This window comes from Streptomyces sp. NPDC051740, from assembly GCF_044453165.1.
In the GTDB taxonomy this organism is placed as follows: Bacteria; Actinomycetota; Actinomycetes; order Streptomycetales; family Streptomycetaceae; genus Streptomyces; species Streptomyces atrovirens.
In genome coordinates, this window is the sequence record NZ_JBITCL010000017.1 from 1 (window position 1) to 15,341 (window position 15,341).

General features: G+C 72.9%; 13 protein-coding genes. 4 read left to right on the forward strand and 9 right to left on the reverse strand.

Annotated features, from left to right (window positions below):
* Window positions 1-160: 160 nt before the first annotated feature.
* Window positions 161-2,392 carry an ABC transporter family substrate-binding protein gene (locus ACIA6T_RS25510; RefSeq protein WP_399448785.1) on the reverse strand — a complete coding sequence of 744 codons (2,232 nt, stop codon included), beginning with the start codon at window positions 2,390-2,392 and terminating at the stop codon, window positions 161-163.
* Window positions 2,393-2,682: 290 nt separating this feature from the next.
* On the opposite strand from ACIA6T_RS25510, the gene ACIA6T_RS25515 reads away from it, so the two are divergent.
* Genes ACIA6T_RS25515 through ACIA6T_RS25530 form a run of 4 tightly spaced genes read left to right on the forward strand, consistent with a single transcriptional unit; the run spans window position 2,683 to window position 6,573 of the window.
* A complete protein-coding gene (locus ACIA6T_RS25515; protein WP_399448786.1) occupies window positions 2,683-2,976 on the forward strand; it encodes a hypothetical protein in 294 nt (97 codons plus the stop codon).
* Window positions 2,977-3,022: 46 nt separating this feature from the next.
* Window positions 3,023-3,859 carry a hypothetical protein gene (locus tag ACIA6T_RS25520; RefSeq protein ID WP_399448787.1) on the forward strand — a complete coding sequence of 279 codons (837 nt, stop codon included), beginning with the start codon at window positions 3,023-3,025 and terminating at the stop codon, window positions 3,857-3,859.
* Window positions 3,860-3,874: 15 nt separating this feature from the next.
* The gene (locus ACIA6T_RS25525; protein WP_399448788.1) at window positions 3,875-5,809 is read left to right on the forward strand and encodes a fumarate reductase/succinate dehydrogenase flavoprotein subunit; all 1,935 of its coding nucleotides are present in this window, start codon (window positions 3,875-3,877) and stop codon (window positions 5,807-5,809) included.
* Entirely contained in the window at window positions 5,806-6,573 is a 768-nt protein-coding gene (locus tag ACIA6T_RS25530; protein WP_399448789.1) for a succinate dehydrogenase/fumarate reductase iron-sulfur subunit, read from the forward strand. Before ACIA6T_RS25525 ends, ACIA6T_RS25530 begins: the two co-directional genes overlap by 4 nt.
* On the opposite strand, the gene ACIA6T_RS25535 is transcribed toward ACIA6T_RS25530, so the two are convergent.
* The 8 genes from ACIA6T_RS25535 to ACIA6T_RS25570 form a co-directional block, all read right to left on the reverse strand.
* On the reverse strand, window positions 6,570-7,748 hold the full coding sequence (locus ACIA6T_RS25535) for a glycoside hydrolase family 18 protein (RefSeq protein WP_399448790.1): 1,179 nt from the start codon (window positions 7,746-7,748) through the stop codon (window positions 6,570-6,572). The genes ACIA6T_RS25530 and ACIA6T_RS25535 overlap by 4 nt on opposite strands.
* Window positions 7,749-7,837: 89 nt before the next feature.
* Window positions 7,838-8,398: a GNAT family N-acetyltransferase gene (locus tag ACIA6T_RS25540; RefSeq protein WP_399448791.1), complete on the reverse strand. Its 561-nt coding sequence runs from the start codon at window positions 8,396-8,398 to the stop codon at window positions 7,838-7,840.
* Between the two features lie 34 nt (window positions 8,399-8,432).
* On the reverse strand, window positions 8,433-11,048 hold the full coding sequence (locus ACIA6T_RS25545; protein WP_399448793.1) for a SpoIIE family protein phosphatase: 2,616 nt from the start codon (window positions 11,046-11,048) through the stop codon (window positions 8,433-8,435).
* Between the two features lie 265 nt (window positions 11,049-11,313).
* Window positions 11,314-11,742: an ATP-binding protein gene (locus ACIA6T_RS25550; protein ID WP_399448794.1), complete on the reverse strand. Its 429-nt coding sequence runs from the start codon at window positions 11,740-11,742 to the stop codon at window positions 11,314-11,316.
* A gap of 142 nt (window positions 11,743-11,884) precedes the next feature.
* Window positions 11,885-12,298: a (deoxy)nucleoside triphosphate pyrophosphohydrolase gene (locus tag ACIA6T_RS25555; RefSeq protein WP_399448795.1), complete on the reverse strand. Its 414-nt coding sequence runs from the start codon at window positions 12,296-12,298 to the stop codon at window positions 11,885-11,887.
* A 49-nt stretch (window positions 12,299-12,347) separates the two neighbouring features.
* The gene (locus ACIA6T_RS25560) at window positions 12,348-12,536 is read right to left on the reverse strand and encodes an SPOR domain-containing protein (protein ID WP_073932281.1); all 189 of its coding nucleotides are present in this window, start codon (window positions 12,534-12,536) and stop codon (window positions 12,348-12,350) included.
* 505 nt (window positions 12,537-13,041) lie between these two features.
* Window positions 13,042-13,794: a GntR family transcriptional regulator gene (locus tag ACIA6T_RS25565; RefSeq protein WP_399448796.1), complete on the reverse strand. Its 753-nt coding sequence runs from the start codon at window positions 13,792-13,794 to the stop codon at window positions 13,042-13,044.
* Between the two features lie 147 nt (window positions 13,795-13,941).
* On the reverse strand, window positions 13,942-15,141 hold the full coding sequence (locus ACIA6T_RS25570) for a DUF4190 domain-containing protein (RefSeq protein ID WP_399448798.1): 1,200 nt from the start codon (window positions 15,139-15,141) through the stop codon (window positions 13,942-13,944).
* Window positions 15,142-15,341 lie beyond the last annotated feature (200 nt).

Consider the following 15,341-nt stretch of genomic DNA (forward strand, 5'->3'; position numbering starts at 1 on the left):
CCCTGCTCACCCCCGCCCCCGGCCCCCCGCCGGGGCCCGCGCCCCCCCCCCGCCCCCGCCCGCCCGCCCCCCCCCCCCCCCCCCCCACCCCCCCCCCCCCCCCCCCCCCCCCCCCCGCCCCCCCGGCGGGCCCGCCCCCCCGCTTCTCGTCTGTGCGGCGTCAGTCGCCGGCCGACGGCCCGGCGCTCTCCGCGCCCGGCCCCCGCGCCGGTTTCTTCAGAAAGCCCATGTCCTCGTACACCGGTGTACGGAATCCGAACGCGCCGGCGTTGGTCAGGTTCTTGCGGGCGGCGGTGAGCTGGGGGCGCTGGTAGAGGGGGATGGAGCCGGCCGCCGCCCAGATGCGGGAGTCCGCCTTGCGGAGCAGGGCGTGGCGCTCGGAGGCGTCGAGCGTGGTGACGGCCTGGTCGAAGAGCTGGTCGACCCGGTCGGTGCCGACGCGGGTGTAGTTCTGCTCCACGTTCAGCGAGCCGTCGGCGGCCGGGACCGGTTTGGCGTAGACGGGGCGGGCGTCGGTGGCGGGGTAGGCGGTCGCGGGCCAGGAGTACAGGGCGAGGTCGTACTCGCCGGACGCGATGTGGTCCTTGAAGTAGCTCTCGTCGTCGACCTTGGTGATCTTCGTACCGATGCCGATCCGCTCCAGCATCTCCGAGATCCGGCCGGCCACGGTGCGCAGCGTGTCCGAGCCCGGTCCCGAGGGCAGGACGAAGCGGAGGGTGAGCGCCTTGCCGTCCTTGGCGACGCGGGCGTTCCCGGCCCGGGCCGGGGCGGCGGTGCCCTCGGGGGCGTAGGCGCCGGGGGCCCCGCCCTGCTTCAGCTGCCTGGTACTGGTACCGGAGTCCCGCGGGGCCTTGTCGTCGCCGTCGCCCTGCTCCAGCCGCCCGGCCCCGGTGCCGGAGTCCCGCGGGGCCTTGTCGTCGTCCCCGACGATGTACGTGCCGTCGTCGCCGCCCTCGGACTCGGTGTCCTCCTCGGAGTCCCCGCCCTTCTCGCCCTCCGAGCCGGCCGCCTCCTCCCCCTCGTCCTCCTCCTTCTTCACCGGCCCGCCCGGCACCCAGCCGGCGTCCGCGAGCAGCGCCCGTGCCTCCTTGGCGTCCTGCTCGCCGAGGGCGCCGCTGCCGTCGGCGTAGGCGGCCTGGCCGGACAGCGCGAGGTGGCTGCCGAGGGGCTCGGCGGGCAGGCCGAGCGGTTCCAGGACCGCCTCGGCGATGGCCTGCCGGTCCAGGGCGCGGGCCACGGCACGGCGGACCCGCTCGTCGGCGAGGGGGCCGTCGGCGCCGTTGAGGGCGAGCTGGGTGTAGGCGGGCTCCAGTGACTTGCGCACCTCGAAGCCGGCGAGGGCCTTCTGCTGACGGGCGTACTTCGCCATCTTCTCGCTCAGCTTCTTACGGGCGGAGACCTCCTCGTCGGCGGCCTCCTCGTCGGAGCCGTTGGCGATGGCCCAGGAGCGCAGCGCGTCCGCGGCGGACCGGTGGGCGCCGGGGCCCGCCAGCGGACTGCCCCCGCTCCGCGGCAGCGCGGCGGCGGTGATGCGGCGGGCGGCGGCCGGGTCGATCTCGGCCAGGTCGACGGTGCCGGCACTGAGCGCGGAGATCCGCTTGTCGCGGGGCACGGCCCGCAGCACGATCGTGGAGAGCCTCGCCGGGTCGCCCCACCAGCGCGTGTTGCGGGTGAGGGTGACCTCGTCCTCCCCGGTGTCGACCTTCTTCACCGTGAAGGGCCCGGCGGTGACCTTCAGCTTCTTGCGGGCCCCGTCGTTGAAGGAGTCCGGGGTGCCCATGACCTCCTTCGGGTACAGCGGCGTGAACAGGGACTTCCAGTCGGCGTAGGGACGGCTGAAGGTGACCTTGACCTCGAGGTCGTTCTTGCCCCGCTCGATCTTCTCGATGCGGTCGTAGCCGGCGTTGCGGGCGGTCCAGTAGGCGGTGTCCTTGCCGGACAGGGCGCGCCACTGGGCGGCGAAGTCGGCGGCGCCGATCTCGCGGCCGTCGCTCCAGACGGCCTGCTGGTCGAGCCGGTAGAGCACCACCTGTCTGGGCTCGGTGTCGACGACCTCGGCGGACTCCAGGTAGTCGGGGTTGCGCACCGGCCGGCCCCGGCTGTCCATCCGGTACATCGACGGCAGGACGGCCTGGGCGATCCGGGTGGTGGTGGCGTCGGCGTCCGACTGGAAGGCGTTCAGGGTGTCCGGGACGGTGTCCACGGCCCAGCGCAGGGTGCCCCCGTCGGCGATCCCGGACCGGTCGGCGCGTGCGATGTCCGCTCCCGCGAGAGGCTTGCCCGCCGGGTCGTCGGAGCCGCATCCGGCCAGCGCGGGCACCGCGAGCACGCCAACGGTGAGGAGGGCGAGCGGGCGCAGAGCCGCGCGCGGGCCGACGCCGTCGTGGGACATCTCTGGGTACCTCCGGGAAGCCGCGGGCGTTACGATCACTTTTGGTGGTATTTGGAGCTCATCCGATGTACGCGGCCCACTGAAGAGGAAAGGGTTCGGCAACTCAGGGCGACACGGCGGCCACGGGCGGCAAGCCCACCCGTGCGGCGCAAAGCACCGAAGAGCGCACCCGTGCGCCTCGGCCAATCGATGCACATCCCTTCACAGCGCAAGGTGTGACGCGCAACACTCTCAGGCGCATGAACGTTGCCGCCTTGGGCCTGAAGGACCCGCGGAAGTGAGGGCAAGTCATGTCCGTGCACGAGGAACTGACATCGGTCCAGCGCTGTCTCGACGACCTGATCAGGTCGGTGGGGCGCCTGGAGAAGGAAATGGGCAGCGGCGGCCTGGAGATGCGCCGCGTCCGCGCCGACACCAATCACCTGCGCGAGAGCGTCGCGCTGCTGCGGGAGACGGCCCCCGCCGTCGCGGCCTCGCAGAGACGCCCCGATCTCGTGACCATCTCCGACACGCCGTACGACCCCTCGCTGTGGGTGGACACGGACGACGAGGGTCTCGGCGCCCGCGACCGTCGCGCCCCCTGACCCCCCGCCGATCACGGCGCCCCCCGACCCCTACCGGAGCGGACAAGTGGCCACTGGCACGGAACCTCCTGCCACCGAACCCCATCCCCGAAGCGGCGGCGTGAGAACCGGCACGCGCGCCGCGATCGCCGCACCGCACCTGCGGACCGACCGCTGGTGGCTGGCCCCGGCCGCCACCGCGGCCGGGCTGCTCGCCTTCGTCGTCTACTCGACCTGGCGGGCCTTCGCGAACGCCGACTACTACGCGGCGCCGTACGTCTCGCCGTTCTACTCGCCGTGCCTCGCGGAGAACTGCGAGCCGATGCGGGCCGGGCCGAACTGGGAGCTGTTCGGAAGCTGGTGGGGCATCTCGCCGGCGATCATCATCCTGGTCTTCCCGCTCGGCTTCCGGCTGACCTGCTACTACTACCGCAAGGCCTACTACCGGGGCTTCTGGGCGTCCCCGCCGGCCTGCGCGGTGGCCGAACCGCACACCAGGTACACCGGGGAGACCCGCTTCCCGCTGATCCTGCAGAACATCCACCGGTACTTCTTCTACGCGGCGATCCCGGTCGCCGGCATCCTGACCTACGACACCGTGCTCGCCTTCCGCGACGAGCACTACGCGTGGGGCCACATGGGTCTGGGCACCCTGGTGTTCCTGGTCAACATCGCGCTGATCTGGGCGTACACCATCTCCTGCCACTCCTGCCGGCACATCGTCGGCGGGAAGCTGAAGCACTTCTCCCGGCATCCGGTGCGCTACCGGATGTGGCAGGCGGTGGGCCGGCTGAACGCCCGGCACATGCAGCTCGCCTGGGCGTCGCTGCTGAGCGTGGCGCTCGCCGACTTCTACGTGTACCTCGTCGCGTCCGGTGTCTTCGACGATCCGCGCTTCTTCTAGCTGGGGGACTCAACTGTGTCCGTGGTCGACCGACAGGAGTGGGACGTCGTCGTGGTCGGGGCCGGCGGCGCCGGTCTGCGCGCCGCGATCGAGGCGCGCGAGCGGGGCGCCCGTACGGCGGTGATCTGCAAGTCGCTGTTCGGCAAGGCGCACACCGTGATGGCCGAGGGCGGCATCGCGGCGGCGATGGGCAACGCCAACCCCGGGGACGACTGGCAGGTCCACTTCCGCGACACCATGCGCGGCGGGAAGTTCCTCAACCAGTGGCGGATGGCCGAGCTGCACGCCCGGGAGGCGCCGCAGCGGGTGTGGGAGCTGGAGACCTGGGGCGCGCTGTTCGACCGGACGAAGGACGGCCGGATCTCGCAGCGCAACTTCGGCGGCCACGAGTACCCGCGCCTGGCGCATGTGGGCGACCGCACGGGCCTGGAGCTGATCCGCACCCTCCAGCAGAAGATCGTCGCGCTCCAGCAGGAGGACTTCCGCGAGACCGGGGACTACGAGTCCCGGCTGAAGGTCTTCCAGGAGTGCACGGTCACGCGCGTGCTCAAGGACGGCTCCCGCACCTCCGGCGTCTTCGGGTACGAGCGGGAGTCCGGCCGCTTCTTCGTGCTCGAGGCGCCCGCCGTGGTGATCGCGACCGGCGGCATCGGCAAGTCGTTCAAGGTGACGTCGAACTCGTGGGAGTACACCGGCGACGGGCACGCGCTGGCGCTGCTCGCCGGGGCCCCGCTGCTGAACATGGAGTTCGTGCAGTTCCACCCGACCGGGATGGTCTGGCCGCCGTCGGTGAAGGGCATCCTCGTCACCGAGTCGGTGCGCGGGGACGGCGGGGTGCTGCGCAACTCCGAGGGCAAGCGGTTCATGTTCGACTACATCCCGGACGTCTTCAAGGAGAAGTACGCCGAGTCCGAGGACGAGGGCGACCGCTGGTACGACGACCCGGACCACAACCGGCGCCCGCCCGAACTGCTCCCCCGCGACGAGGTGGCCCGCGCGATCAACGCCGAGGTGAAGGCGGGCCGCGGCTCCCCGCACGGCGGGGTCTTCCTGGACGTGTCCACGCGGATGCCGGCCGAGGTCGTCAAACGGCGGCTGCCGTCGATGTACCACCAGTTCAAGGAGCTGGCGGACGTCGACATCACGGCGGAGGCGATGGAGGTCGGGCCGACCTGCCACTACGTGATGGGCGGCATCGCCGTCGACTCCGACTCGGCGGCGGCGCGCGGGGTGCCGGGGCTGTTCGCGGCCGGTGAGGTGGCCGGCGGGATGCACGGCTCCAACCGGCTCGGCGGGAACTCCCTGTCCGACCTGCTGGTCTTCGGACGCCGGGCGGGATGGCACGCGGCCGAGTACGCGAGCGGGGCGGGGCCGGCGCGGCCCCGCGTGGACGACGTACAGGTCGACACGGCCGCCGCGGAGGCCCTGCGCCCGTTCTCCGCGGAGGGCGGGGAGCCGGACGGGGGGCCGCCGGAGAACCCGTACACCCTGCACCAGGAACTCCAGCAGACGATGAACGACCTGGTCGGCATCATCCGCCGCGAGCACGAGATGGAGCGGGCCCTGGAGAAACTCGCCGAGCTGCGCCTGCGGGCCCGCCGGGCCGGCGTCGAGGGGCACCGGCAGTTCAACCCCGGCTGGCACCTCGCCCTGGACCTGAGGAACATGCTGCTGGTCAGCGAGTGCGTGGCCCGGGCGGCACTGGAGCGCACCGAGTCGCGCGGCGGCCACACGCGGGAGGACCACTCCGGGATGGACCGGTCCTGGCGCAACGTGAACCTGCTGTGCGCGCTCACCGGCCCCGCGGACGGTCTCGCGGCCACCGACGCGGCGCGCGGCCAGGTCGCCCTCACCCGTGAGACCACCGAACCCGTCCGCCCCGACCTGCTCGCCCTCTTCGAGAAGGAGGAGCTGGTCAAGTACCTCGCCGAAGAGGAGCTCTACGAGTGAGCAGCTACGAGGCCCGCTTCAAGGTGTGGCGCGGGGACGTCGAGGGCGGCGGCCTGGAGGACTTCGAGGTCGAGGTGAACGACGGCGAGGTGGTCCTCGACATCGTCCACCGCCTCCAGGCCACCCAGGCCCCCGACCTCGCCGTGCGCTGGAACTGCAAGGCCGGCAAGTGCGGTTCGTGCTCGGCGGAGATCAACGGGCGCCCCCGGCTGCTGTGCATGACCCGGATGTCGGTGTTCGAGCCGGACGAGACGATCACCGTGACCCCGCTGCGGGCCTTCCCGGTGATCCGGGACCTGGTGACGGACGTCGGCTTCAACTACACCAAGGCCAGGGAGGTCCCGGCCTTCGTACCGCCGGCCGGGGTCGGTCCGGGCGAGTACCGGATGACGCAGGAGGACGTGGACCGCTCGCAGGAGTTCCGCAAGTGCATCGAGTGCTTCCTGTGCCAGGACACCTGTCATGTGGTCCGCGACCACGAGGAGAACAAACCGGCGTTCGCCGGGCCGCGCTTCCTGATGCGGGTCGCGGAGCTCGACATGCACCCGCTGGACGCGGCCGGCGACACCGGCCTGGACCGGAGCCGCACGGCCCAGGACGAACACGGCCTCGGCTACTGCAACATCACCAAGTGCTGTACGGAGGTCTGCCCCGAGGGCATCAGGATCACGGACAACGCGCTGATCCCCCTGAAGGAGCGGGCGGTGGACCGCAAGTACGACCCGCTGGTGTGGCTGGGCTCGAAGATCGGACGCCGGTCCTAGCGGACCCAGCCCTCCCGGTACTCCTTCCAGTTCGTCTCCGTCGCCGCGAAGTCGATGTACGGGGCGACGCCGAAGAGCTCCCGGTCGGGGTCCGTCCGGGAGAGGCCGAGGCGGGCCCCGCGGACCGCGGCGGCGACGGTCTCGGCGTGACCCCAGTGACTGGGGTTGCTCTCGTAGTAGAAGGGCAACCCCATCAGCAGGTGGGTGGTGGGCGGGGTGACCTCCAGGGCGAGCGAGGTCTGCTGGGCCACGTAACCGCCGTAAGTGCTCTCCAACGGGCGCGCGGTGTCGTACGACATCACGGCGATCTGGTCGACGCGCCGGGCCACCTGGCCGAAGAACTTCTGCGACCACCACTTGGGGTGGTCGGCGAAGAAACCGGCGACCGAGTGGAGGTGCGGGAGCGGGTCGATCTGGTGGGCGGCCACGGACAGCTGGGCGTCCCGGTCACGGGTGACGGCACGCAGGTCGTCCAGGAGGGAGAGGTAGTCCCGGTCGCCGGAGTGCAGGGGCTCCAGGTCGAGGTGGACGCCGTCGTAGCCCACGTCCAGGACCTGACCGGCGCTGCGGACGACTTCCGCGCGGGTGGCGGCGCGGTCCAGGTGCAGGCCGTCGGGACCTCCGTTGGCGAGGACATCACCGAGGAAGGCCTGGACGCGGACACCGGGCAGCTCCCGGTGCACGGCGTCGATCAGCCAGCGGGCGCGCGGGTACTTCGATTCCGGCAGGGTCCCGTCGTGCTCCAGCGGCCCGGAGTGGACGTACAGGTCCCGGATCCCGGTGTCCTCGAGACGGCGGGCCAGCGCGGTGACGTCGGCGTCCTTCTTCCGCCCGTCGACCCAGGCGTGCCCCAGCCACATGGCGTCCCGGTCGCGGCTGTACGCGGTGTCCGCCGGGTCTCCCGTGTAGTTGATCCGCAGGGCGGTCTCGACGGCGAGGAGGGGCACGACCAGGAGAAGGGCGACCGTGAGGGCGATGCGTCCGGTCCGGCGCAGCCAGGGCCTGCGGCGGCTGCGGGCCTGCCCGTCGGGGGCTGCCGCGGAGCCGTCGCCCACCGGCTCCGGCGGGGAGCCCGCCTCACCCGCTCCGGCCGGCTCCGGTGCGGTGTCGGGGACCGGTTCCGGAGGCGGGGGTTCCGCCGTGGTCGCCGGTTCCTGCGGCTCTGTGCGGTCCATGCCGGCTCCCCTCGGCCGTCGACTCCCGTTGGGCAGCCGCGTGGTTGATGTTGAGGGGAGGACGAGGGGAACGGGTGTTCCGGTTGCGGTCATGTGGCGCGGAGCGCCTGCCGTATGTGCTGGTGGCCGTCGAGAGGGAAGTCCGGCGGGGCGGCGGGGAGCAGGCCGGACAGTACGAAGCCGCTCTTCTCGGCGACCCGGCAGGAGGCCGTGTTGTCGACCTGGTGCAGCAGGTCCAGGCGGGTCAGGCCCTCCCGGGCGAAGGTGGTGAAGGCCCAGTCGGCCAGGGCCGTCAGGGCTCGCGGTGCCACTCCCCTGCCCCGCGCGTGGGCCGCCGTCCAGTAGCCGACCTCGGCCGTGGCGGCGGTCGCGATCGACCGCTTGAGTACGACGTGGCCCGACGGCCGGGCGTCGGACGCCTCCGTCTCCTCCACGGCGAACGCGAGGCGTTCGCCGGTCTCCCAGCCGCGCCGCTGCTCGGCCACCCAGCGCGCCGCGCCCGCCTCGTCGTGCACGGGCGCGCTCGCCCAGCGGCGCATCGCCTCGTCCTCGTACAGCCCGGCCAGGACGGCCGCGTCCTCGGGCGTCCAGGGGCGCAGGGTGAGGGGGCCGGCCGTCAGGCGCACCGGGGCGATCGGGGTGGTGGGCATGGCGCGAGCGTATACGCGCCGCGCCGACGGGCCGTCAGAACAGGCTCAGCAGCGCCTCCGCCGGGTCGGTGAGGGTGGTGTCGGTGCCGGGGAGGGGGAGTTCGAACCAGACCGTCTTGCCGCGGGGGGTGCGGCGGGAGCCCCAGGCCGCGCTGAGCAGGCCGACGAGCTGGAGGCCCCGGCCGCCCTCGTCGGTGTCGCGGGCGCGGCGGCGACGGGGCTGGACCAGACCCGAGTCCCAGACCTCGCAGACCAGGGTGCGGTCGAGGAGGAGACGGAGTCTGATCTCTCCCTCGCCGTACCGCAGGGCGTTGGTGACCAACTCGCTGACCAGGAGTTCCGTGGTGTCGACCAGGGGCTCCATGTCCCAGCCGATCAACTGCGCGCGGGCGTACTCGCGGGCGCGGCCCACGCTGCGGGGCTCGCGGGGCAGGGTCCAGTCGCCGACGGACTCGGCGGGCAGTCCCTGGACGCGGGCCATCAGCAGGGCGATGTCGTCCTCGCCGTGGTGGGTGTCGAGGGTGTTGAGGACGTGGTCGCAGACGTCCTCCAGGGGTGCGGAGGGGTCCGTCAGGGCGTGCACGAAGGCCTGGAGGCCCTCGTCGAGGGGGTGGTCGCGGCTTTCGACCAGTCCATCCGTGTAGAGCGCGAGAAGAGCGCCTTCGGGCAGTTCGACCTCCACCTCCTCGAAGGGCTCGCCGCCGACGCCGAGCGGCATTCCGGGCGGTACGTCCAGCATCAGCGCGGGCTCGCCGGGTTCGACCAGGACGGGCGGCAGATGGCCCGCGTTGGCGAAGGTGCAGCGCCTGGTCACCGAGTCGTAGACGGCGTAGACGCAGGTCGCCAGGTAGACCTCGGAGAGGTCGGCCTCGCGGGGGCGGCGGGCGGCCCTGGTGGCCTGCTGGACGCCTCCGGGGGCGCCGAGGCCCCGGGCGATCTCGTCCAACTGGGAGAGCACCTCGGCGGGTTCCAGGTCGAGCTGGGCCAGGGTCCGTACGGCGGTGCGCAGTTCGCCCATCGCGACGGCCGCGCGCAGACCGCGCCCCATGACGTCACCGACGACCAGCGCGGTGCGGTGGCCGGGCAGTTCGATGACGTCGAACCAGTCGCCGCCGACCTCGCCGGCCCGGCCGGTGGCCACGCTGCCGGGCAGGTAGCGGCAGGCGATGTCGAGGCCGGATGCCTCCGGGTCGCCGGGCGGGAGCAGCGAGCGTTGCAGTATCAACGCGCGTTCGTGCTCACGCCGGTAGAGGCGGGCGTTGTCGATGCAGACGGCGGCGCGGGCGGCCAGTTCCACCGCGAGTTCGCGGTCGCGGTCGCCGAACGGCTCGCTGCCCTTGGTGCGGGCGAACTGCGCGAGTCCCACGACCGTGTCGTGGGCGACCATCGGCACGGCGAGCGTGGACTGCACCAGGCCGCCGTCCCCGCCGGGGACGCTCTGCGGGCGGGCGGTGCGCAGGGCGTCCGCACAGGGCGAGTTGAACGGGTAGTGGTGGACGGCGCCCAGCTTCACCGGCTCCCCGGTGACGCTGAACGGCGCGTCGGAGACGGCGCTGGCGAAGGCGACACGGCGCACCTCCGCGCTGCCGTCGGCGAGCCCCGGCGGGGTCTCGTCACCGGCCAGCAGGCCCTGGTACAGGTCGACGGTGGCCAGGTCGCAGAAGCCGGGGACGACGACGTCGAGGAGTTCGCGGGCGGTCGTCTCCAGGTCCAGGGAGTTGCCGATGCGGGCGCCCGCGTCGTTGAGGAGGGCGAGATTGCGCCGTGCGGCGGCGGCCTCCCGGGCGGCCGCGCGGCGGGCGGTGATGTCGGTTCCGAGCCAGGCGACGCCGATGGGCCGGCCGCTGCCGCTGTGCACGCGGTAGAGGTTGACGGACCAGTGGCGGCGCTCGTCGGAGCCCGGCACGAAGCCCGTGACGTGCATGTCCGTGATGGAGTCGCCGGACTCCAGGACCCGGCGCAGGGTCGCGGCGACCCGCTCGGCCTCCCCGCGCGGCAGGTAGTCGTGCACGCCCTTGCCGCGGTGGTCGGCGGGGGCTCCGCCGAAGATGGACGCGAACCGCTGGTTGGCGCGGCGTACCCGCAGGTCGGGGTCGATCAGCAGGAAGCCGAACGGAGATTGGCCGAATATGGCCTGCGAGGCGGCGAGATCGGTCTCGATACGGCGCAGGGTGCGGACGTCGACGACGATGCAGACGGCGGCCTTCTCGCCCTCCTCGGTCCGCGTCGGCATGACGTAGACCTCGGCGAGGCCCTCCCGGTCGCGCTCGTCCGCCACCATGGTGGCCGGCAGCCGGAAGGGCACCACTCCGGTCCACTCCCGGCCGTCGAGGATCTCGGCCATCTTGCGCTGGCCGCGCTCCCGCCGGACGGGCTCGATGAACGCCTCGATGGGGTCCATGCCGACGGCCCGCTCGGCGGGGATGCCGAAGATCTGCTCGGCGCGCAGGCTCCACTGGTCGACCAGCCCGTCCGGGCCGATGGAGAACGAGGCGACCTTGATGTAGTCGTAGATGGAGCCGGGCGGACTGCTCTGCCACATCGCGTCGGCGGACGGGGCATCGCCGAGGACGGGGCCGTCCACGGCCCCGCTCCTCGCGCCGCCCGACGAGTCCTCGGACTCCGTGGCCTTCGCTGGTATCTCGCTCACGCGAACCGTCCCCTCCAGCTCACCGCGTCCGGCACCGGTCACCGGGGGCGGCTGCCCGCAGTATCCAGCACTACGGCGCCGCACAACACGGTGTTCACGATCACAGCACGGTCCCGATGCTTTTCGGTCCGCGCCGTGAGAACACTTCCAGTCTTCTAACCAGCGGACACGTCGTCGAACCCCCTCTTCGACAACCTCTACAGCCCTGGACCGGTCACCCGACGGAAGTGGCGGGCGCGTACACCGTGAACGGGCGTGCGATCCCTCATCTCGGCACCGCGAGTTCGAACCACACGGTCTTGCCGGCGGCGCCCGGCCGGGTGCCCCAGCGGCGGGAGGCGGAGGCCAGGAGCTGCAGCCCGCGTCCGCCCTCGTCCTCGGGCCGGGCGGCGCGTTCGTGCGGGGGCTCGGGGAGGGGGTCGGAGACCTCCACCAGGAGGACACCGGTGTGGTCCGCGGGGCGCGTCAGGCGTACGCCGACGGGGGCGGTGGCGTGCCGCAGGGCGTTGGTGACCAGTTCGCTGACCAGCAGGGCCGCGAGGTCGCCGACGCTGTCGAGGTCCCAGAGGCGCAGTTGGTCACGGACGGCGCGGCGGGCGGCGCGCACGGTGCCCGGGTCCGCGGAGAAGGTCCACGCGGCGTGGTCGCCGTCGGTGTCGCTCACGCGGATCACTTCCCCGCCGAGAGAGTCCACCCATGTACGGTTTCGCAAGGTTAATGGGCATATACCCGATATCCCGGACGGAGTACCGCGTCCGACGGCGCATCGTGGCACGAGCGGCGCGGAAAGGCTCCCACGCACCGTCACCTCCGCCTCCGCACGCCGGACTCACGCTTCACACGCCCTCCCGGAGGCCGAGGTGCGTGAGGGTGTCGCGGACGGCGGGCACGTCGTGGTCGAGCCAGTCGACGTCCCAGATCCGGTCGGGGGCGAGCCAGCGCAGCTCGTCGTGGTCCTCCAGGGGCCGGGGCGCGGCGGAGCCGGGGCGCAGGCGCGCGGTCCACACCCGCATCACGTACGGCGTCCGCAGCGGCCACTCCCCCGGGACGCGCTCCACGGCCTCGGCGTCGATCCCGAGCTCCTCGCGCAGCTCCCGCACGACGGCCGCCTCGGGGGTCTCACCCGGCTCGACCTTGCCGCCGGGCAGCTCCCAGCGCCCGGCCAGTTCGGCGGGTGCGCTCCGGCGGGCGGCGAGCAGCCGCCCCTCGTGCCACAGGGCCGCACCGACCACCACGATCCGCTCGCTCATGCGCCGGAGCCTACGGGAGGTGCGGGCAGGAACCCGCCGGCGGTCGGGGTCAGTCGGCGGACGTTCCGTTCTGGCTGATCCGCTCGACCCAGTAGAGCTGCTTGTGTCCGCGCCCGTCGAGGCTGTCCGCGATCCTCTCGGCCTCGGCGCGGGTCGCGTACCTGCCCACTCGGTAGCGATTGCCGTTGTCGTCCTGGCGCACGACGAGCCAGGGAAGAGTCACCGTGCCGTCGTTCATCGCTCCCCTCCACTTCCCGTCCGCGGCCGGTGCCGCGCCCCGCCCGATAAGGAAACCCCGGTCCGCATATGCCCGAGCCTACGCCTTACCTTCACTGAGCGAATACGCCTTTTCACAAAGAGGCACGCAACCAGCCAGAACGCAGGGGGCGCACGGTGGCGGACGCGCCGTGCGGGAAGGCCGACACGTCCGGTCAGCGGCACGCCGCCCGGCACACCGCGCTCCGGGGGCGACCTGGGAGAACGGCCAGATTGCTACGGCACGGGGGCGACGGCGCCACGGGCGGCGCGCCGGAGCGGAGACGAACCGGGGGCGCGGAAGGGAGCGCGAAGGCGCACGAGGATCACCTGGAGAGGGCCTCGGTGGGAGCACGGAGGACCGGGGACCAGGTTCCCCCGGGGGCGTGAGGGGCTTCGCCGGGAGCGCCGAGGGCCGGGGCGCGGCGGACCGTGTCCCGGGGAAGGAGCGGCGGGGCGGGCGGGCCCGTCCCGCCCCGCCGGGTTCGCTACTTCACCGGGAGGTGGTAGGCGGCCCGGTAGCGGTCGGCGGGGATGATCACGTCGGCGGTCTCGACCGGGCGGCCCGAGGCGAAGTAGGTGCGCTCGATGACCAGGACGACATGCCCGGGGACGCCGCCCAGCAGCACCAGCTCCTCGGCGAGGCCGGGGCGGGCACCGACCTCCTCGGTGACGTTGTCCACGATCACGTCGATGGCGCGCATGCGCTCGACGACGCCCATGCCGCCGAGCGGCCCCTCCTCGGGCAGCATCACGGGGGTCCGGCCGGTGAGGGCGAGCGGCTCCCAGGAGGTGGAGAGCATCATCGGCTCGCCGGCCTCCCGGAAGAGGTACCTGGTGCGCATCACGCGGTCGCCGGGCTCGATGCCGAGCCGCTCGGCGACGGCGCCGGGGGCCTCGACCTGCTCGCTGCCGGACTCCCAGGTGCCCCGGACGCCCGCGTCGGCCTGCTCCTGGCGGAACGGCGTGGCCCCCCGCTCCGGACGGAACCCGGAGCGGGCCACCCGCCGGGGCACCGGACGCTCGCGCACATACGTCCCCGAGCCGGAGCGGCCCTCGACGAGCCCCTCCGCCATGAGGACCTTGCGCGCCTCCAGCGCGACCGTGTCCGAGACGCCGTACTCCTCGCGGATCCTCGCCTGGGAGGGGAGCCGCGTGTGCGGCGGCAGTCGGCCGTCGACGATCTTCTTGCGGAGATCACCCGCGACACGCAGATACGCCGGCTGCTCACCGAATGTCACTGGCCGCTCCCATCAGGTTGTACAGACAGCAACAGCGTGGCAACCGTAGGTTGTCCCAGGCAAGCGAAGGCCAGAGAATCACTCGATGTGATGACATCTGCCGGGTGAGGGCTTTACGCAGGCACTTTCTCCCCGCTATGGCGGCCCTCACACCTTCATTCCGCCGTCGCCGGTGTCGCGCTCGACCTCCTCGTCGTACTCGGGCGGCGTGGAGGTCAGCCCCAGGGCATGGCGCGCGGTGACCGAGACGTAGGGGTCGGTCACGTCCCAGCCCGCGTCGGCGTGTTCGATGTACGTGTCCGCGTCGTCGGCCCCGGCGGCCTTCGCCCACGCCCCTTCCGCCTCCTCCAGGTCGGCGGCGAGGTCCCCCACCGCCTGTTCGGCACCGGCGGGCCACTCGTGCGCACGCAGCATCCGGGCCTCCTCGGCGAGCGCGTCCGCGACCTCCGCCGCCCACTCCCTGTGCCCCGGCAGGTCGTCCTCGGGGTACTCCGACTCGGGGGCCTCGTCCAGCACCGCGTCGAGGACCGCCTCGGCCTCCAGATAGGCCAGTTGGTGCGCGTCGAGGGTGGTCCCGTCCCGGCGCAGCGACCCGGTGAGGGTCTTCCGCGGGTCCTGGTCGCCGAAGACGCAGGTGATCTCGCGGTCGCCGAAGCGCCAGCTCTCCCGGGACGGGACGAGGTAGTACACGTTCACGGTGGCGGGCAGCGCCCAGCCGTCCATGACGTAGGCGTCCCGGAGGTCGTAGCACCGCTCGTCGCCGGTGTCGGTGAGGCTGTCGTCGCCCGGATAGCGGTCGCCGGGAAGGCGGACGACGGCGAAGACCTCACCGTCGTGCTCCCGGGCGCAGGACACCCGGTCGGCGTCGGCGGCCCAGCCCTCCAGCCCGCCGGGCGAGTCGAAGCACTCGCCCTTGGCCAGGGCGAGGACGCTGTCGCCGCGCGCCCCGTCCTTGATGCCCTCCCAGACGTCGGTCAGGACACCGGAGGCGAGGGCCGCCACCCACAGGGCGAGCCCGAGCGACGACAGCACGGTTCCGGCGATCGCCATCCCCCGCCCCCGCTCCCCCCGCCGCCCGATCTGCCGCAGCGCGACCAGCCCCAGCACCAGCCCGACGGCCGGCACCAGGCACAGCACGCCGAACACCAGGGCGGCGACGGCGACACCGTTGACGACGGCCGGCGGCCGGGGACCGTACGGCCCGTAGAGCCCGTACGGCGCGGGACCGGGCCCGCCGCCGTAGGTGAACCGCGGCGGCGGATACGGGACCTGACCCCGGGGAGCGGGGTGCTGACCCTGGGGGCCTTGGGGTTCCTGCGGTGGCCCGTGGGGCGGAGGTATGGACACGAGCCGCATCGTAGGCGTGAGGTGACGGCCCCCGTCCCCGGGGCGCCCACGCGGACGGGGGTCCGTGGGCGAGCGGTGTTCCCCGGGACCAGAACCGCGGCGCCCGGCCGTCCAGCCGCCCGGCGCCCCACCCCGCGTCGCCGCTGACGCACGGTTTCCGGGCACCGCGGGCCGTCCCGGCGGAGGTTTCCCGCGGGGTC